The organism is Gordonia hongkongensis (assembly GCF_023078355.1).
Lineage (GTDB): Bacteria > Actinomycetota > Actinomycetes > Mycobacteriales > Mycobacteriaceae > Gordonia > Gordonia hongkongensis.
Genome location: NZ_CP095552.1, coordinates 794,647 through 812,737, shown reverse-complemented (window position 1 = coordinate 812,737; position 18,091 = coordinate 794,647). Strand labels below are relative to the sequence as shown.

The 18,091-nt window shown below is 68.4% G+C and carries 19 protein-coding genes and 1 pseudogene; 6 read left to right on the top strand and 14 right to left on the bottom strand.

Going from position 1 to position 18,091, the window contains the following annotated elements; all coding sequences use genetic code 11:
• The first annotated feature begins 12 nt into the window (after window positions 1-12).
• On the top strand, window positions 13-636 hold the full coding sequence (locus tag MVF96_RS03705; protein WP_247451265.1) for a hypothetical protein: 624 nt from the start codon (window positions 13-15) through the stop codon (window positions 634-636).
• 7 nt (window positions 637-643) lie between these two features.
• Here the strand turns inward: MVF96_RS03705 and MVF96_RS03700 are convergent, their stop codons facing one another.
• The 5 genes and pseudogenes from MVF96_RS03700 to MVF96_RS03680 all read right to left on the bottom strand — a co-directional run bounded on the left by MVF96_RS03700 (window position 644) and on the right by MVF96_RS03680 (window position 4,547).
• Window positions 644-1,825, bottom strand: a complete 1,182-nt coding sequence (locus MVF96_RS03700) for a hypothetical protein (protein WP_247451263.1) — start codon at window positions 1,823-1,825, stop codon at window positions 644-646.
• The gene (locus MVF96_RS03695; RefSeq protein WP_247451261.1) at window positions 1,822-2,697 is read right to left on the bottom strand and encodes a carbon-nitrogen hydrolase family protein; all 876 of its coding nucleotides are present in this window, start codon (window positions 2,695-2,697) and stop codon (window positions 1,822-1,824) included. The genes MVF96_RS03700 and MVF96_RS03695 overlap by 4 nt, the downstream gene beginning before the upstream one ends.
• Before the next feature lie 10 nt (window positions 2,698-2,707).
• Window positions 2,708-3,407, bottom strand: a pseudogene (locus tag MVF96_RS03690) (class I SAM-dependent methyltransferase).
• 110 nt (window positions 3,408-3,517) lie between these two features.
• A complete protein-coding gene (locus tag MVF96_RS03685; RefSeq protein ID WP_058251265.1) occupies window positions 3,518-4,030 on the bottom strand; it encodes a DUF2505 domain-containing protein in 513 nt (170 codons plus the stop codon).
• 10 nt (window positions 4,031-4,040) lie between these two features.
• The gene (locus MVF96_RS03680) at window positions 4,041-4,547 is read right to left on the bottom strand and encodes a DUF2505 domain-containing protein (protein WP_137810494.1); all 507 of its coding nucleotides are present in this window, start codon (window positions 4,545-4,547) and stop codon (window positions 4,041-4,043) included.
• A gap of 38 nt (window positions 4,548-4,585) precedes the next feature.
• Here MVF96_RS03680 and MVF96_RS03675 point away from each other — a divergent pair, with 38 nt between their 5' ends.
• On the top strand, window positions 4,586-5,680 hold the full coding sequence (locus MVF96_RS03675; RefSeq protein ID WP_137810495.1) for a UDP-N-acetylmuramate dehydrogenase: 1,095 nt from the start codon (window positions 4,586-4,588) through the stop codon (window positions 5,678-5,680).
• A gap of 13 nt (window positions 5,681-5,693) precedes the next feature.
• Here the strand turns inward: MVF96_RS03675 and MVF96_RS03670 are convergent, their stop codons facing one another.
• The 6 genes from MVF96_RS03670 to MVF96_RS03645 form a co-directional block, all read right to left on the bottom strand.
• A complete protein-coding gene (locus MVF96_RS03670) occupies window positions 5,694-6,809 on the bottom strand; it encodes an alpha/beta fold hydrolase (protein ID WP_137810496.1) in 1,116 nt (371 codons plus the stop codon).
• Between the two features lie 58 nt (window positions 6,810-6,867).
• Window positions 6,868-7,686, bottom strand: a complete 819-nt coding sequence (locus MVF96_RS03665) for a MerR family transcriptional regulator (protein ID WP_226512402.1) — start codon at window positions 7,684-7,686, stop codon at window positions 6,868-6,870.
• 6 nt (window positions 7,687-7,692) lie between these two features.
• Window positions 7,693-8,016, bottom strand: a complete 324-nt coding sequence (locus tag MVF96_RS03660; RefSeq protein ID WP_058251270.1) for a DUF2516 family protein — start codon at window positions 8,014-8,016, stop codon at window positions 7,693-7,695.
• 68 nt (window positions 8,017-8,084) lie between these two features.
• Window positions 8,085-9,287: a heparin-binding hemagglutinin gene (locus MVF96_RS03655; RefSeq protein WP_247451259.1), complete on the bottom strand. Its 1,203-nt coding sequence runs from the start codon at window positions 9,285-9,287 to the stop codon at window positions 8,085-8,087.
• A gap of 3 nt (window positions 9,288-9,290) precedes the next feature.
• The gene (locus MVF96_RS03650; RefSeq protein ID WP_272498882.1) at window positions 9,291-9,812 is read right to left on the bottom strand and encodes a helix-turn-helix domain-containing protein; all 522 of its coding nucleotides are present in this window, start codon (window positions 9,810-9,812) and stop codon (window positions 9,291-9,293) included.
• Window positions 9,813-10,132: 320 nt separating this feature from the next.
• Complete coding sequence (locus MVF96_RS03645; protein ID WP_247451258.1) at window positions 10,133-11,473, bottom strand: DUF445 domain-containing protein; 1,341 nt, start codon at window positions 11,471-11,473, stop codon at window positions 10,133-10,135.
• A 41-nt stretch (window positions 11,474-11,514) separates the two neighbouring features.
• On the opposite strand from MVF96_RS03645, the gene MVF96_RS03640 reads away from it, so the two are divergent.
• The 3 genes from MVF96_RS03640 to MVF96_RS03630 are packed head-to-tail and all read left to right on the top strand — an operon-like array spanning window position 11,515 to window position 14,014.
• Window positions 11,515-12,342, top strand: a complete 828-nt coding sequence (locus tag MVF96_RS03640; protein WP_175401099.1) for a TetR/AcrR family transcriptional regulator — start codon at window positions 11,515-11,517, stop codon at window positions 12,340-12,342.
• The gene (locus tag MVF96_RS03635) at window positions 12,342-13,166 is read left to right on the top strand and encodes an SDR family NAD(P)-dependent oxidoreductase (RefSeq protein ID WP_247451256.1); all 825 of its coding nucleotides are present in this window, start codon (window positions 12,342-12,344) and stop codon (window positions 13,164-13,166) included. Before MVF96_RS03640 ends, MVF96_RS03635 begins: the two co-directional genes overlap by 1 nt.
• Window positions 13,163-14,014, top strand: coding sequence for a PPK2 family polyphosphate kinase (locus tag MVF96_RS03630; RefSeq protein ID WP_247451254.1), 852 nt, complete (start codon window positions 13,163-13,165; stop codon window positions 14,012-14,014). The genes MVF96_RS03635 and MVF96_RS03630 overlap by 4 nt, the downstream gene beginning before the upstream one ends.
• A gap of 195 nt (window positions 14,015-14,209) precedes the next feature.
• On the opposite strand, the gene MVF96_RS03625 is transcribed toward MVF96_RS03630, so the two are convergent.
• Complete coding sequence (locus MVF96_RS03625; protein ID WP_247451251.1) at window positions 14,210-15,403, bottom strand: benzoate/H(+) symporter BenE family transporter; 1,194 nt, start codon at window positions 15,401-15,403, stop codon at window positions 14,210-14,212.
• A 71-nt stretch (window positions 15,404-15,474) separates the two neighbouring features.
• On the opposite strand from MVF96_RS03625, the gene MVF96_RS03620 reads away from it, so the two are divergent.
• The gene (locus tag MVF96_RS03620; protein ID WP_137810858.1) at window positions 15,475-15,999 is read left to right on the top strand and encodes a helix-turn-helix domain-containing protein; all 525 of its coding nucleotides are present in this window, start codon (window positions 15,475-15,477) and stop codon (window positions 15,997-15,999) included.
• A 90-nt stretch (window positions 16,000-16,089) separates the two neighbouring features.
• Here the strand turns inward: MVF96_RS03620 and MVF96_RS03615 are convergent, their stop codons facing one another.
• Both MVF96_RS03615 and MVF96_RS03610 read right to left on the bottom strand, forming a co-directional pair.
• Window positions 16,090-17,028, bottom strand: a complete 939-nt coding sequence (locus tag MVF96_RS03615) for a hypothetical protein (RefSeq protein WP_065630152.1) — start codon at window positions 17,026-17,028, stop codon at window positions 16,090-16,092.
• 210 nt (window positions 17,029-17,238) lie between these two features.
• A complete protein-coding gene (locus MVF96_RS03610; protein WP_247451250.1) occupies window positions 17,239-17,958 on the bottom strand; it encodes a heparin-binding hemagglutinin in 720 nt (239 codons plus the stop codon).
• Window positions 17,959-18,091 lie beyond the last annotated feature (133 nt).

The window sequence follows — 18,091 nt, the reverse complement described above, 5'->3', positions numbered from 1 at the left end:
TGGCATTGATCAATGGTCAGCATTCACGCGACCGGGACCGGATCACGGTCGTTGACGGCCGCCGACCGCCCGCTCGCACTCGACCTTCTCGCGGCGGGAATGCAGGAGGTCCCGGTCTATCGATGGCTTCTGGGCGAGAACTCCCCGCCCGAAGTGTTCCGGTGGTATGGCGACGTCCTCTTCACCGATCTGCTGCCGGGCCTGCGGGGTCTGTTCGCCACCACCGGAGAATTGACCGGACTGATCGCGGTGGCGGGCCCCGATCATCGGACCCAACCGGTCGACGACGAACTGGCGAACCGTACACGCCATTTCGTGACCGCCCTCGATGGTTTGATTCCACGATTCCGCGAACTCCAGGAGAAATCGCGCGCGCTCACGATTGATACTTCGCACAGCATCGTGTTCGCCCTCGTCCACCCGGCCCATCGAAGGAACGGCACTCTCGCGGCAATGCTCGAACCCGTCCTGCAAGAGGCCCTCGGCGCGGGGTCGCCGGTCACCGCCAGCACGGCCGACGCCCACATGGTCGACGTGTACGCACGGAAGTGGGGCGGCCGGGTCTACGGAGAGTTCACGCTGACCGACGGTCCGACGGTCTGGTTCCTGACCGTCGACCCGCCGCCGGCGGTCTGAGTCCCGGTCAGACCGAGCAACCGCCCGACTGGCTCTGCGACGAGGTGCCGGTCATCTCACTGGTCAGCTGCACGTCCGAACCGCTGATGGCGAACTCGAGCCCGCTGTCGGTCACCTCGAGCGAGTCGACCTGCACCTCGTCGAAGAACGGGCCGAGCGACGACGTCGTGATCTGGTCGACGATCTGCTGCGCGAAGTCCGGCGGGATGCCGAAGACCAGGGCGCTGGCCTTCACGACCTCGAAGTCGACCCGGCCGTCGTTCAGCACCGGTTTGATGGTCGCCGACACCGGCACCTGGAAGACCATGACCGGGAAGGCGGCCTGCACCTCGAAGGTGCCGTCGGCCGCATTGCCGGTGATCTGCTCGACCGCGCCGACGCCACCGGCCGGGGTGCCGGTGCTCTGACCGGATGCCCCGGCCTGCTCCTTGCTGAGTTCGACGATCCGCTCGTAGGGGATGAAACCCGTGCCGTCGAGACTCTGGATGTCGGTGGAGCTCTCGGTGCCCGAGATGCCGTCGGCACGCATGTGCAGACGGACGCCCCCGGCGCTGTCATCGGTGTCGACCTGTACGAAGGGGATGTCGCCGCTGCCCTGCAGGAGGATCGGCTTACGGCTGAGCGACACCTCGGTCGGCACGCCGGTCAACCCGCTGAAGGACTCCTCGAGGCAGTTGGTGACCTTGTTGCGCAGGTACAGCTCGCTGCCGACCGCGGCGATGACCGCGAGGAGCAGCACACCGACGACGCTGAAGGCGACGATCTTGCGGGTGCTCCGCTTCTTGCGCGGGGAGGTGAGGACCGGCCCGCTGCCGGTGCCGTCGGGCGATCCCGGCGGAATCGGTCCCGAGGCGGTCGTCCCGGGCCCGTACGGGTCTTCGCCGGGCGCGAACTGCGAGGTGGGGGGCTTGGCACCGCCGATGGTGCCGGTGTCGGCATCGGACGGCGGGATGGCCGAGTAGGCCTGCGCTCCCTGGACGATCGGTTCGGTCGCGAACTGCTCGGTCGCGGGCGGCTCGCCCTGTTCGGTGCCGGACACCGGACGCCATTCGCCGCCCTGGCCCGTCGACGTCGGCTCACCGGTCGTACCGGGCTGGGAGGGGTCGCCGGCGTGCGGATCGATCTTCGCGGTCTCGTCGGCGGGGTCCCCGGATGAGGAATCGGGGCGGGGCGTGTTGCTGTCGCTCATGGGTTCCGTCCTGGGTCGTCTGACTCGCGGAGCCGCGTGTGGGCCGGCGTCACGTCGTTGTCCGTCTCGCCGCCGACCGGCAGTGGGCGCTCGTTGGCGAGGACTGCCAGTTGCGTACGGGCTTGGTCGACCAGTGCTAGGTCGAGGTCGTGCACGTCCACCCGGATGCTATCCGGATACGCGGCGACCAACGTACCGAATGGGTCTGTGATTTGGCTGTGTCCGATTCCGGTCGGCGCGCTCGACGACGCGGCCGCGTCGTCGGCGGGAAACGCCTGGTCGACGGCCACGACGAAGGTCGTCGAGTCCAGCGCTCGGGCCGAGGCCAGCACCTCCCACTGACGGAGTTTGCCCGGTCCGGAACCCCACGACGTGGGTACCACGATCACCTGGGCGCCCCTCCGTGCGAGGTGGGTGAACAAGGCGGGGAATCGGATGTCGTAGCAGGTGGCCACGCCGACGGTGACGTCGCCGACCGCGAAGGTCAGCGGCTCCGCCCCGGCGGCCACGTTCTTCGACTCGGTGAATCCGAAGGCGTCGTAGAGATGGATCTTGTGGTACCCGCGGCGTGTCCCGTCCGGGTGTGCGACGACGACGGTGTTGCGGACCCGGCCGTCGCCGGCAGGCGTGAACATCCCGGCCACCACCGTGACCTCCGACGCCGCGGCGACCTCGGACACGCCGCGCGCCCACGGACCGTCGAGATCCTCGGCGACCGGCTTCAGCGGCACCCCGAACCGGCACATCGTCGCCTCCGGGAAGACGACGAGCTCGGCGCCGCGCGACGCCGCGTCCGCGGTGGCCGCACGCACCGTCTCGAGGTTGGCGGTGGGGTCGTCGGTCGAACTGATCTGGGCCATCGCGACACGCATGACGGCCACACTATCCAGCCGGTGCGACCGTCTCCCAGGGAACCGTGAGCACGTTGTCGGACAGGCGGCGCCGCGGCACCTCGCAGTCGACCCCACGGTCGCGCAGCAGACCCAGTGCATGCACCCACCGGGCGCGCGGGCCGTACGGCGCCAGCGGCGCGGCGATGGTCCCAACACTGATCGGCCAGGGCCAGCAGCGTGTGGATCCGCTCGCCCGGCACGTTGCGATGGATCAGCGCCTTGGGCAGTCGCTCGGCCAGTTCCGACGGACGGTCCGAATGCTCCGGCGCCCAGCTGAGGGTCAGGCTCACCGGCCCGTCGACGTCTAGCAGCACCCAGCTGCACCGTCGGCCGATCTCGTCGCACGTCCCCTCGACGATCACTCCGCCCGGCGAGAGTGCACCGCGGATCCGGGCCCACGCGTCGTCGACCTCGTTCTCGTCGTACTGACGCAGCACGTTGAACGCGCGCACCACCCGGGGTCGCAGGCCGCCCAGCTCGAAGCCGCCGAGCCCGAACCGCACGCCGGCGCGGGGCTCGACCACGCGGGCGGGGTCGATCTCGAGACCGACCATCTCCAGATCCGGGGCGACCGCGCGGAGCCGTTCGGCCATCTCGACGGTCGTGTCCGGACGCGCACCGTAGCCGAGGTCGACGACCAGCGGCCGGGGCACGTCCAGGGCGGCACGCACCCGCGGGGAGTGGACCATCCACCGGTCCACCCGCCGGAGCCGGTTGATGTTCGTCGTGCCCCGGGTGACCCGGCCCTGCGGTCTGTGCTCGATGCGCTCGGACCTGACGGACGGGCGGCCGGCTCGGATCACAAGTTCTTGTCGACCCAGTCCTTGGCGTACTCGGCCTCGGCGCGGAACAGGTCGACGAGGTTGATCAGGATCATCTGCTCGAGCTTGCCGTTGACGAACGGGACGAAGACCTTCGCCTCACTGGTCCGGCGGATCGTGCAGCCACCGTTCTCGGTGGGGAACAGCTCCTGCCAGCCGTTGAGGCTGCCCGGTCCCGCCGGGATCGAGGCGTTGTAGGTGCCCTTGGTGTTGTCCGGGTCGAACGGGCCCAGGGTCTCCTCGCGGGTGATGACCATGTCCTTTTTCATCACCGTCTGCGCGAGCGCGGGCAGCTGGTCGCGCCCGATCGTCTGCTTGAGGACCACCCGGATACCCGTCTCGTCGGAGACGAAGGAATCGACCTCGCAATGCGGGGAGATCATCTGGAAGCCCGCCATCATGTCGTCCCAGTACTGCTTGATGCTCTGGGCCTGGTAGAGCTTCTCCGCGGACTGCGTGTACCGAGCGGAGTAGCTGAGCCGTCGTGCCATGCAGACCAGGCTACGTCAGCGGATTCTCGGTCTCCCACTCGACGGTGTGTCCGCGCTCGGCGTCGAGCAGCGCCGACAGCTCGCTGACCACCGACTTCTCGATCTTCCCGCCGAACAGCGGGAGATTCACCGACACCTCGGCGCGGTTGTCGGTGGTCGCCGGGTCACCCGACGTCACGGTGGTGCCGGTGACGTCGACCGGCACCGGCGCCCCCTCGACCGTGGCATGTGTCTCCCCCTCGATCCGGTCGCCGACCAGGCGGTACGTGTTCTTGCGCGGGATTCGGAGGTCGCCGGGCATGACCTTGGTGACCGCGGAGGGCAGCTTGTCGGCGGGAATGCCCTGCTGGATCTCGACGGTGACCGTGTCCTCGCTGATGGTCACCTTCTCGACATGCCCGTGCCCGGAGTTCATGCGCTCGACGAGGTCGTGCCAGTACTTCTCGGTGGTGTAGATCGCCCACAGACGCGCGGTGGAGAAGGGATAGGACACCGTGTGCTGCAGCTTGCTCGCCATGGAGAGAACGCTACCGCCCGCCGGTTAACGTTGAGGACGTGACCGACACGCAGGCGCCGCTGAGCGCGCCCCTCGCCGAGCTGACCACCCTTCGCCTGGGTGGGCCCGCGCGCGAGATCATCCGCTGCGAAGACACCCGCACCATCGTGGAGACCATCCTCGACCTCGATGCACGGTCCGAGCCGGTCCTCGTCGTCGGCGGCGGTTCCAACCTCGTCATCGGCGACGCCGGGTTCGACGGGACGGCGGTCGTACTCGCCAGCGGCCGCGTCGAGTTCGGTTCTGGCCGTGAGTCGGGACGGCCGCACGTGGTCGCCGACGCCGGCGTGGGCTGGGACGAGCTGGTCGCCGCGACGGTCGACGCCGGTTTCGGCGGGCTCGAGTGCCTCTCCGGGATCCCCGGCGCGGCCGGGGCGACCCCGGTGCAGAACGTCGGGGCCTACGGCGTCGAGGTGGCCGACATCCTCCGATCGGTTCAGGTCCTCGATCGACGCTCCGGCAACCTGCGGTGGGTCTCCCCCACCGAGCTCGGTCTCGGCTACCGGACCAGCAATCTCAAGCACCGGCACGACTTCGTGGTCGTTGCGGTCTCGTTCTGGCTCAACGACGATCGCGTGAGCCAGCCGATCCGCTACCGCGAACTCGCGACCCGCGTGGGGGTCGAACCGGACGATCGGGTCGACGCCGCCACGGCGCGTGCAGCCGTGCTCGACCTGCGCGCGGGCAAGGGCATGGTGCTCGACACGACGGACTTCGACACCTGGAGCGCCGGCTCGTTCTTCACCAACCCGATCGTGCCGGGCGATGACGCCCCGGCGGTGCTCGACCGGATCGCGGCGCGCGTCGGCGACGATGTCGCGATCCCCACCTATCGCGCAGGCACCGATGACACCGACGCGGCGATCAAACTGTCGGCCGGGTGGCTGATCGAACGGGCAGGCTTCCACCGTGGGCACCCGGGCCCGGACGCGGCGGTCCGACTCTCGACGAAGCACACTCTGGCGCTGACCAATCGGGGCGCCGCGACCACCGCCCAGCTCCTCGATCTGGCTCGCGAGGTCCGCGACGGCGTCGTCGAGGCGTTCGGGGTGACATTGCGGCCCGAGCCGGTTCTGGTCAACTGCAGTCTGTGACGGGAAGGACCGGTCAGACCGACTGGGTGTCCTTCAGATCCGCTGTCTCCCGGGAACTCTCGGCGACGACCTCGTCGAGCAGGGCGTTGAAGCGCTCGGCGGCCTCGATGCTCGACATGTGTCCGACACCCTCGTAGACCACCAGGTCGCGCAGGGAGCCGTTGCGCCGCAACACCTCCGCTATCTGCTCGGCGTGTACCTGCGGGGTGAGCCGGTCCTCGGTGCCGACGACCACGGTGGTCGGCACCGTCAACGCCTCGAGTCCGGCGGTCACGTCGAGCTTCCCCATTGCCGAACCCCATCCGGCCCGAGCGCGCGGCGGGCACGAGCCGATCATCTCGTCGACGAGCTCGACGTGCGCCCGGCGGGCGTGCGGCCCCAGCGCGATGTAGTGCGAGAAGCGGACGCCGTAGGACGTCTTCGGGATCGGAACCGGGACCGAGGTGATCATCTTCGCGGCGGCCGGCGCGAACGGTTTGGCGTACACCGGCAGATCGACCGGGATCAGCAGGTGGTTGTCCATGACCGCCTTGGCGGCGGTCGAGACCAGCACCACCGACGACACCAGCGATCCGACCTTCTCGGGATACTGGGCCGCCCACGACATGATGGTCATGCCACCCATGCTGTGTCCCACCAGGATCGCGCGGCGCCCGGGCGGCACTGCCGCCTCGAGCACCGCGTCGAGGTCCTCACCGAGCATGGCGACGGTCGGTCGGCGGTGGCCGCGCTCACTGCCACCGTGGCCGCGCTGGTCGTAGGTGACGACCCGGCGGGAGCCACCCTCGGAGGCGGCCAGGTGGTTGATCTGCGGGTACCAGTAGGCGGTGTTGCAGGTCCAGCCGTGGACCATCACGATGACGTCGCCGGTGTCGTCGGCGCCGGGGCCGTCGGGGTCACCGTAGACCTCGACATTGAGACGGGCCCCGTCCGCGGTCGGGACCTCGAGACGTTGCGGGGCGTTGTCCGGGCGGGTGAGGAGATCGTCCGGGCCGTCGTCGACGGCGAATTCGGCCTGCAGTGCCTCGCGCGCGAGTCGCGCGAAGACGGTTCCGATCCCCAGCGCGACCACGCCCGCCCCGATCGCGGTGGCAACGCTGCCCGCACTGGCCACTGACTTCGTGTTCATCCGGCACTCCTCACCTGTCGAGGACCTCACTGGTCCTCTGCAAGGCACCGAATCCGGCTCAGCGCCCCGTCTCGGGGTTCAATGTACCAACGTCCGTTGTCTCACAGTCCGCCTGTGCCGGCTCTGACTCCTCGTCGGCGGGCAGGACCGGCGGGGGCACCTCGGCGTCGAAGTAGGTCGCCGCCTCCCCGATCGCCTTGGAGATCTGCTCGTCGAGCGCCTTGCGGAACGTCGTCTCGACGATCTCGTGGGCGATGGGCCGAACCGTCTGGATGAGGTCGGCCATCTCGCTGACGCCGGCCTCGCCCAGGTCGGGGAGGTTCTCGTCGAAGTACTTGTCGGTGATGATCGAGACGAAGCTGGTGGCGACATCTTCGAGGTCTTCCTGAACGCGGACCCACCGGTCGAGCAGGACATCGATGTCGACCCCACTCTTGACCAGGATTTCGGCCCCCTCGAGCAATTCCGGGTTGCGAATCGCGTAGTGCGCGCCGTCCTTCGCCAGCAGTCCGAGCTTCTGGCTGAGCGCGATCGACCGGTCGCTGGCGTTCAGCGTCTTGCGCAACTCGGTGATGGTGATCGTCGCCGCGCGCTTGAAGTTGCGGAACCGGCCGCCCTTCGGTGTGCCGCGCAGGATCTGCTCCACCCGCATGCCGTGATGCGCCGCGTGCAGCAGCTCACTGATGGTGGCGAAGGTGTAACCGCGCTCGAGCATGCGCGAGATCAGGTTCAGCCGGACGAGGTGCTGGTCGGAATACCAACCGGCGCGTCCGCGAATGGTGGGCGGCGGCAACAGTCCGCGGTCCTGATAGACCCGGATGTTGCGAACGCTGACCCCGGACGCCTCCGCCAGGTCGTTGATCCGATACTCCGCCACGATGCGTCAGGCCCTTTTGCTGAACCAGGACTTGCCCTGGATGTCGTCGACCCGTTTGCGTACGTCGACGAGGTAGACGAGCATCGCGACCACTCCGATGATGCCCAGGAAGTTCACCGCACCGAAGAACCAGATGAACAGGGTCGCGGCGGCGAGGATCGAGACCCAGATGACCTTGCTCTGCCGATCCACCGCCGGGAAGGCGTCGGGCCGCTGGATGGCGGCGTGGATGAGCGCGACGGTCGAGGCGATGCCCGCGACCACCGTGAGGGTCAGCATGATCAGACTCTGGCCGTAGGCCATTACGCTGAAGAAGTCCACGTCGAACACTGTAGTCGCGCGAGTGCCGTTTGCTGCGACACCCTACGACGCGGTGCGGTCACCCGGCCCGTCGACGATCATTCGGCGCCGGGAGACGCCTTTTTCGCCGGGGCCTTTTTGGCAGCAGCCTTCTTGGCCGGGGTCTGCTTCGCGGCGGCCTTTTTCGCCGGGGTCTTCGTGGCCGCGGTCTGTGTGGTCGCAGCCTTCTTCGCCGGAGTCTTCTTTGCCGGGGTCTTCTTCGCCGGGGCCTTCTTGGCGGCGGCCTTCGCGGCAGCCCGCTCGGCCGGACCCTTGACGGCGGCGGCCTTCTTGGCGGGCGCCTTGGCCGGCGCCGCCGTCTTCGTCGCCGCCTCCTTTGCCGCCGCCTTCTTCGCCGGAGCGCTCTTGGCCGGGGTTTTCTTGGCCGGCGAACTCTTGGCCGGGACCTTGGTCGCCGGAGTCTTCGTCGCCGGGGCCTTCTTCGCCACTTCTTTCGCCGGCGATGCCTTCTTCGCCGCTTCCTTGGCCGGCGCCGTCGTGACCGCGGCTTTCTCGGCGGGTGCCGGCTTCTTCGCCGGTGCCGCCTTCGTCGCGGCCTTCGCCGGCGGAACGATGTCGCCTTCCGACTTCACCGGCGGCTCGGTGCGTGGCTTCTCGTCGCGGGGCGCATCGTCGGCCCGGTTCGCCAGCTTCAGCGCACGTTCGCCGACCGCCCGCGTCTGCTCGGAGATCGTCCCCAGCGCGTCTTCGGTGAGACCGACGGCGTCGTTGTACACCTTCTCGAGCTTCGGCAGGTTCTCGCCGACGAGCGGTTGTGACTTGAGCTTCTCCACCGCCTCGTCGCGTCGTTCCGCCAGCGCGGTCAGCAGTCCCGCGGCCACCGCGAGGTACGCCTCGGCCACCTTGCGCAGTTCCTCCGGGGAGAACCGCGCCTTCAGATCCTCGATCTCGGCGGGCAATTCGACCGGCAGCGCCGACAGTTTGGTCCTCGCGTCCTCGAAGATGGCCAGTGCCGTGGCGAGCGCCTCGTCGATCCGGGCCTGGGCGTCGTCCCGCGAACCGGTGATCCGCGCCTCGAGCTTGGACTGTGTCGAACCGACCGTCTCGACCAGCTTCGACTGGGTGTTCTCGACGGTCTCGGCGATCTTGGATTGCGCGTCGGCGACCTTCGCCTGGGTCGACCCGACGGTCTCGACGAGCTTTGTCTGGGCTTGCTCGCTCGCGGCCTCGCCGCGCTCACGCACGTCTGCGAGCAAGGCAGCCACCTGCCCCACGGCTGTGGTCAACGGGTTCTCGCTCATCAACTACTCCTTGCCGGTCGACTCGATCGTGTTCTCTTTCCGGAACGACTCGTAGATCTCCAGCAACATCTGCTTCTGACGTTCGTTGATGGAGTCATCTGCGATGAGAGCATCACGGACCGGGCTCGCGGGCCGTTCTTCGAGTATCCCCGCCCGCACGTACAGGACCTCGGCCGACACGCGGAGACCCTTGGCGATCTGGGCGAGCACTTCCGCCGACGGTTTCCGCAGGCCGCGTTCGATCTGGCTCAGATAGGGGTTACTCACGCCCGCCCGCTCGGCGAGCTGGCGCAGCGAGACCTTGCCCGCGACCCGCTGGGACCGAATGAACGCACCGATGTCCTGGGCCGCGTTGGCGACGGCCTCGACCGCCTCCACCGCGATGGGGGTCGTCGAATCAGGGTCGTCGCCGGCCACCTCGACGCCGGAAACGCGGTCAGCAGTGGAGCTTTCACCCGGTGCGCCGGAGTCGGCGGCCGAGGCGCGGTCCGCGTCGGGGGACGCTTCATCCTTCTCGGACTGCATCAACGCTCCGTTCTCATGGTGGGGCCCGACGTTCGGCGATGTGTCCGACTTTCGGCCCGTTCTCCCAGTATCAACACCAGTGCTAGCCCGTGCAAGCACACAGCAAACTCCCGGTTAGACAACGACCGAGCGAAGCTGCCCTCTCCAGCTCCGCCGAAAGAACCGCGACACCGGTGGCCCGCTCTGCTCCCTGAGGAGCGCCCGGAGCTTGCGGAGGGCGCGTCAGCCCCCCGCTCCCTGAGGAGCGCCCGGAGCTTGCGGAGGGCGCGTCACGAAGGGTCCTGGTGACACCGGTTGCCAGGTCCCTCGCGGCTCGTCGATCAGGAGAAGATCAGCACCGAGGTCGAGTAGATGACGAGCCCGGCGAGTGCGCCGACGACGGTGCCGTTGATCCGGATGAACTGCAGGTCGCGGCCGACCTGCAGTTCGATCTTGCGACTCGTGTCATCGGCATCCCAACCACGCACGGTCTCGGTGATGACCGAGATGATCTCCTGTGAGTAGTTCGCGGCGACGTGGTGCGCGACCCGCGCCACCCAGCCGTTCATCTTCTCCTGCAGCGGCCGGTCGTCGCGGACACGTTCCGCGAGTTGGATGATGGAGTCCGACAACGTGTTCCGCAGCGTGCTGTTCGGGTCCGACAGCATCTCCTCGATGACGGCCTTGCCGGTCTGCCACGCCGTCGACGCGGCACCGGTCACCTCGTCGCGCCCGACCAGTTCGAGCTTGAGCGCCTCGAACTTGGCGATCATCTCGGGGTCGTGCTGCAGATCGTCGGCGAACTTCTCCACGAATTCGTGCATGGCACGCCGCAATTCGTGATCGGGATCCACCCGCACCTTGTAGGTGAAGTCGACGAGCTCGCGATGGATCCGGTCCCCCACCAGACTGTTGACGAATTTCGGCGTCCACTGGGGTCCGTCCCGGTCGACGACCCGATCGATCAGATCCTGGCTGCCGACCGCCCATTCATGAGCCCGGTCACACAGCAGCTGGAACACCGGCTCCAGACGATCCTCGGCGATCAGCTGTTCGAGGATGCGGCCGGTGGGCGGCGCCCACTGGGGTTCTGCCGCCCACTTCAACGCGGCCTGGATGAGTTGTTCGACGTCCTCGTCGCGCAGCATCTCTGCGGCGAGCTTGATCGCTCGGGCGGCTTCGCCACTCACCCGCGGCGCGTTGCGCGGGTCGGCCACCCACGTCGACAACCGTCGGGGCAGATCCAGCTGCTCGGCTCGGTACACCACCACATCGGGCGTCATGAAGTTCTCTTCGATGAAACCGCCGAGTTGTTCGCCGATGTCGTCCTTCTTCTTGCGGATCAGGGCCGTGTGCGGGATCGGGATGCCCAGCGGGTGGCGGAACAGGGCGGTCACCGCGAACCAGTCGGCCAGCGCGCCGACCATCCCGGCTTCGGAGGCCGCGCGGACGTAGCCGACCCAGGCCGCGACGTCGGCGCCGTCGCGATGCTCGAGGTAGCGGGTGAACAGATACACGATCGCGGCGAAGACCAGGAAGCCGGTGGCCACCGCTTTCATCTTGCGAAGGTCCCTGCGTCTGCCCTCGTCGCCGGCGCTGTTCCCGCCGAATCCGGGCGCGGACGCCGTGGCCGGCGGACCGTCGTGCTGACCGGCGACTCCTGGGATGACTGTCGATGCCATGGAACCAGTGTCACCCATCGAGCGACTACGCTGGCTGCGTGATGGCCAACCGCCCGAATCCCGCCGCGGCCGCGCGCGCCGCAGTGGCGGCCGCGGCCAACGTGACGCGCGGGCTGGAACAGGTCCTGACGACGGTCACCGAGTCGGTCGCCGAGACCGGCGCCAAACCCGACGGTCGCAAACAGCGGTGGGAGAAGCACAAGCTCGCCCGACGCACCGAACTCACCGACGGTGTCATCGCCGCGGTCCGTGAACTGGGCGCCGACGTCGGCATGGACGAGATCGCCGCCCACATCGGCGTCTCCAAGACCGTCCTGTACCGCTACTTCGCCGACAAGAGCGACCTCGGCGTCGCGACGACGGTGCGGTTCTTCGAGACGACGATCTATCCGCGGCTGACCGAGGCGATCGCCGACGATCTCGACGAGTACACGCTCACCCACACCATCATCGGGGTGTACGTGCACGCCGTCGACGACGAACCGCAGCTGTACCGGTTCGCCCTGGCCAGTTCGCCCACCTCCTCTCCGGCGCCCGCCGATTCGGTGCGACTCGTCACCCAGTTGGTGATGGGGAACATCCAGCTGCGGATGGCCGAACGCGGCGCGGACACCACCGGCGCCGAGCTCTGGTCGCACGCGCTCGTGGGCGGTATCCAGCACGTCGTCGACTGGTGGATGACCAAACGCACCCTCAGCGCCGACGAAGTCGTGGATTATCTGACCATGATGGTCTGGAGCGCGGTCGTGGGTGTCTGGCAGGTCAACGGGTCCCGGGAGAAGTTCCTGGCAGCGCCGCCTGCGCTCTTCGATCCCCCACCCGCCGACCCCTTGCCCGCCGATCCCGCCTCCGGGACCCCCGGCGCCTGATGACGCGCGTCGCTCTCGTCACCGGCGGCAGTCGCGGCGTCGGGTACGGCATCGCTCGTGCGCTCATCGACGACGGGTGGACGACGTATGTCACGTCGCGACAGGGAACCGGCCCCGACGGCGCCCGCGCGCTGCCCTGCGATCACACCAACGACGCCGCGGTGGCCGCGGTGTTCGACGAGATCGCCACCGGCGCAGGCGGTCTGGATCTGCTCGTCAACAACGCGTGGGCCGCGCCGAAGGGTTTCGGCGGGTTCTCCGACCCGTTCTGGAAGCGACCGGTCGACGACTGGGACACCCTGATCGGCGTCGGACTGCGAGCGCATTACGTGGCCTCGGTGCACGCGGCCCGGCTCATGACCGACGCCGGCCGCGGGCTCATCGCCAACATCTCGTCGTTCGGCTCGCGCGGCCATCTGCACTCGGTCCTGTACGGGATGAGCAAGACCGCCCTGGACAAGATGGCCGCGGACATGGCGGTGGAGCTGCGGGGCACCGGCGTCAGCTCGATCTCGTTGTGGCTCGGCCTGATCCGCACCGAGCTGTTGCTGTCACTCGGTGTCGACGAATTCGCCGGTTTCTCGCTCGCCCGCGCGGAGGACCCCGAGTTCGTCGGCCGGGTCATCTCCCGGCTGGCGGCCGATCCCGGGCTGTCCGACCTCAGCGGCCGCACGCTCGTCACCGCCGAACTCGGTTCCGCCTATGGGATCGTGAACAACGATGGCACGCCGCCGGATTCACATCGCACGGCGTTCGGTGGCGGGCCGCTGTTCCCACCCCCGGCCGAGCCGGCGCCCGCATCCGACCCCGAGAGGACCCCATGACCGCTGGTTGGACCACTCCCGCCGCCGATGCCCTGCGCGTCGGGGCCATCGGGCCGATCGCGTCGTTCGACCCGGAGACGACGCCGGGCTTCGACGGCGACAAGGCCTCCGGCACGGAGTTGCTCGCGCAGCGCGGCGAGGTTCTCGCCGATCTCCAGGAGTTGTTGTACGCCAACGGCCGGGCCGGTGACCACCGCTCGGTTCTGCTCGTGCTGCAGGGCATGGACACCGCCGGCAAGGGCGGCATCGTGCGCCACGTGGGCGGGATGATGGACCCACAGGGTCTGTCGATCAAGGGGTTCGGCAAACCCACCAAAGAGGAGTTGCAGCACGACTTCCTGTGGCGTATCCACCGCGCCCTTCCGCCCGCGGGCCGGATCGGGATCTTCGACCGGTCGCACTACGAGGACGTCCTCCCCGTCCGGGTGCACGATCTCGTCCCGCAGTCGGTGTGGGAGAAACGCTACGACCTGATCAACCAGTTCGAGTCCGAACTCGTCGCCGGCGGGACCACCGTCGTCAAGTGTTGCCTCGTGGTGTCGAAGGACGAGCAGAAGAGCCGCCTCGCCGCGCGCCTCGAAAGACCCGACAAGTACTGGAAGTACAACACGGGCGATGTCGACGAACGCGGTCACTGGGACGCCTATCTCGAGGCATATCAGGCGATCTTCGACCTGACCGACCGCGACTCCGCGCCGTGGTTCGTCATCCCGTCGAACCGCAAGTGGTTCGCGCGCCTCGCGGTGTGCGAACTGCTCATCGACGCGCTCGCTCGCCTCGACCTCGACTGGCCTGCCGCCGATTTCGACGTCGAGGCCGAGAAGAGACGACTCGCCGCCGCCGACTGAATTTCCGCTCCCCAATCCGAAAGAGCCGCACATCAAGTGGTCCCTGATCCGAAAGAGCCACACACTTATTGGTCCCTGAGGTGCGAGCGAAGCGAGCCACGAAGGGTCTTCGCAACTCGCCTCGCCAGGCCCTTCGTGGCTCGTCGCTTGCGCTCCTCGCACCTCAGGGACCAGGGGTTATGCGGTTCTTTCGGATCAGGGAGCAGGAACCGGGCGCCGACTGAGCACCCCGTGCGCCGCCAGCCCGACGACAAGCGCCCAGAACGCGCCACCGATCCCCCCGAAGGTGACGCCCGCGGCCGCGGTCACGAACGCCAGTGCCGCGGGAATGCGGAACTCCGGCTTCTCGAACGCCCCCATGATCGCGGCCACGAACGTGGCCAGGAGCGCAAGTCCCGCAACGGCTTCGAGCAGTCCGTCCGGCGCGATCGCCGTGACGACGACCAGCGCACCCGACAGCACCGCTAGTACGAGGCTCGTCGACCCCGTGGCCACGCCGGCGATCCATCGTCGCGACCGGTCGGCGCCCGCCTCCGGACCCGCGGCCAGTGCCGCGGACAGCGCGGCGAGGTTGATCGCGTGTCCGCCGAACGGCGCCCCGATCACGGTTCCCGCCCCGGTCACGAACATCGCCGGCCGCCACGGTGTTTCGTAACCGAACGACTTGAGTACGGCCACCCCCGGAACGTTTTGTGAGGCCATGGTGACGACGAAGAGCGGAATCGCGAGGCCGACAATCGCTGTCGCGTCGAACGCCGGTGTGGTCCAGGCCAGCTGCGGCCACCACGTCTCACCGGCCCAGCCGTCGTAGCCATCGACGGCGAGGTTCACGCCGATCACGATCAGTGCGGTGACCAGAGCCAGCGGCAGCGCCCACCGCGGCAACCATCGCATGGCCAGCAACCAGACGAGGAGTATCGGAATCGTCGACCACGGTTGCGCTGACAACGAGGTCATCGGCGCCAGACACAGGGTGAGCAGCACCCCCGCGAGCATCGCCTGGGCGATTGGCGTCGGAATCCGGCCGATCAGCTCACCGAGTGCCGGCACCAGCCCGGTCGCCACGATCAGCAGCCCGACCACGAGAAACGCTCCCACCGCCGCAGGCCACCCCGCGTCATAGGACGCACCGGCCGAGACGAGCAGCGCGGCGCCCGGCGTCGACCACGCCAGCGTCACCGGGCGGCGCGTGCGCAGCGAGAGCAGGATGGACCCGAGGCCGAACAGAACCGTCAGGACGAGCAGACCCGACGCGGCCTGTGCCGGACTGGCACCCACGGCCCGCACGCCGGTGACCACCACGACGAACGACGAGGTGAAACCGACCAGCGACGTGACGACTCCGGCGATGATCGGCTCACCGCGAGCCGGCGGCGCGGGACTGGTCATGTCGCGAGCATAGCGGTATCGTTCCGAACAGAACAGTGGTTGTCGGCAGCGACGCGAACGAGACGAGGACGATGACACCCGGCGAGGATCGACGACGCGCGGTCGGGGCCCGGATCTCCGCCATCCGAAAGCAGCGGGGCCTGAGCTTGTCAGGCCTCGCCCGGGAAGCGCGAATCGGCAAGGGTTCGCTGTCCGAACTCGAAGCTGGACAACGAAACCCGACCCTCGACACGCTGTACGCCATCGCCGGTCCGCTCGGCGTGCCGCTGTCCGCCCTCCTGGGCGAGGAATCCGGAGTCGAGGGCGCCGGCCCCCACCTCGCCGCCCGGGTGCTGCACGTCGAGCATCACGACGACGGCTCGGTCACCGAGGTCTTCTGGTTGCGCGTCAGCCCGGGCGGGACCAGGGAGTCGCCCGCGCACGGGCCCGGCGTCGTCGAGCACGTACATGTCGTCAGCGGCCATCTCCGGGCCGGTCGCGCCGGCGAAGAACGCGCGGCGGGACCGGGCGAATCCCTGCACTGGCTGTCCGACGTTGCGCACACCTACCGCAGCGACGACGGCGCGCTCGCGGTCCTCACCATCCGGACGCCCTGACCGGCGCCGTCGCGGAGTCTCGCTCCCGCGGTGCTGTTTCCGTCCCGCTGATCGGATCTCATCAGCGGGACGGAAGCGGGACCGCGGGACTCAGCTCATCAACTCGAACTTCTCCAGCCATGGCCGGAGCAGGCCGATGAAGGATCCGTCCTCGAGCATCGACCAGGTCCAGCGCACGACGACGGGGCCCAGCGCGCGGATCTCGTCCTCGCGCAGCTTCTCCTGCAGTACGACATCGGCCACGGTCTTCCCTGATGGCCGGAGGCGGCCGTATTTGACCATGCCGTCGAACTCCCCGACGAGCTTCGCCTCCCAGTCGAAGTCGACATGGTAGACGCCGCTCCGCCCACAGAACTCGTGTTGCAGTCGCGGAACCGGCAGGCCGGCCTCGATCATCTGCGCCCGACTCCAGGATTCGCCGACACTTTCGGCCGCCCCATCGGCCAGTGCCAGCGCACGCCGAGCCACTCTGCCCCCCTGCCGACGACGAGAGGTGAGGATCCGCCCCATTAGCTCACGATCGGCGCCTGTCCGAAGTGCCTGGTCAAAGGCGGTGAGGGCCTGTGCGAAGTCGCCCCCGGCCGCTACATCGACAGCGGTTCGCTCAATTCTGGTGACGGGTATTCCGTCGACGACTGCGAGCTCGTCTGCCGTCAGGACGGCGGCGTGGACGTGACGATGCGTCGCGATGAATCCGCCGGCCTTCTTGCCGTTGGTGACGTGGACGCGTTCGGTCTCGGGCTTCAGCAGTGGAATGCCGAGCACCGCGGCGGCCGAGACGTGACTCAGCGGCAACTGCGGTGCGCTCGCCGGCTGTGACGTGGCGATCGCGACAGACTTGAGGCGGTGCAACTCCTGGTCACCTTCGTGCCCGGCGAAGTCGTCGGATGCCGGCACGTAGACGCCGGGGATGAGCCGGATCAGGTCGCCGGCGGATACCGCTGCAGCAAGCAGATTGTCGGAGAAAGCCGCATCGAGTGCGGCGCCGCGACGGATCAGACCGTAGCGGTCCAGTGGGTAGCTGGTCATCTCTGTTCGACGCAGCGGAGGGCGTTTCGGCTCCATCGGGTTTTCCCCAACCTTCCCGCGGTCCCGCTTCCGTCCCGCTGATCGGATCTCATCAGCGGGACGGAAACACCACCGCGGGACAGGGACCTCGTCCCGAGACAAAGGCGCCCCCCACACACGACAACGCCCCCGCCGGAAGCGGGGGCGTTGCCGAATGCGACTGTGTGCGAGTTACTTCGCGGTGGTCGGCTTCTTGACCGGGGCCTTCTTGGCCGGCGCCTTCTTGGCGGCGGTCTTCTTCACGGCCGGCACCGGGGTGTCCTTGGCCTCGGCGACCTTCTTGGCCGGCGAAGCCTTGGCGGCACGGCCCTTGGCCTCGACAGTGCCTGCGGCGCCGTCGATCTCCTTGGCCGCGTCGTCGGCCTGCTCCTTGACGCTGCTGCCGGCCTCTTCGATCGCGACGGCGACGTCCTCGACCTGCTCGCTCGCACGGCCGGCGAGCTTCGCCGCACGATCACCGACGAGGCGGGTCTGGGTCGACACGACGCCGAGGGCGTCCTCGGTCAGGTCGACGGCGTCGTTGTAGACCTTCTCGGCGCGCGACAGGTTCTCCTGGACGAGCGGCTTGGTGCGCAGGCGCTCGAGGGTGGCCTCGCCGCGCTCGGCGAGCGAGGTGTAGAAGCCGTAGGCCTTCTCGACGTAGGGGTCGGCGAGGCGCTTGAGCTCCTCGGCGGTCAGCTTGCCGCGCAGCTCGTCGAGGTCGCTCGGGACCTCCTCGGACAGCGAGCCGATGCGGGTCTTGGCCTCGTCGAAACGCGACTGGGCGGTCTCGGCAGCAGCCTCGGTGCGCTCACGCAGTTCGGTCAGCTTCTCGGTCACCTGGGCGAAGGCGTAGTCGCCGGCGCCGACGGCGGCATAGAGGGGGGCGTAGTTACGTTCGGTGGTGGTCACAGTGAACTCCTTCGGTCGGGTCACCAATCGCGCTGCAGCACATGCGGTCTCGTTGATCTCGGCGTCTTCGCCGGGCGCATGTCGGAACAATCCGTCGCCTGCCGCCTCGGAACGGTCGGTGTTGCAAGCCAAT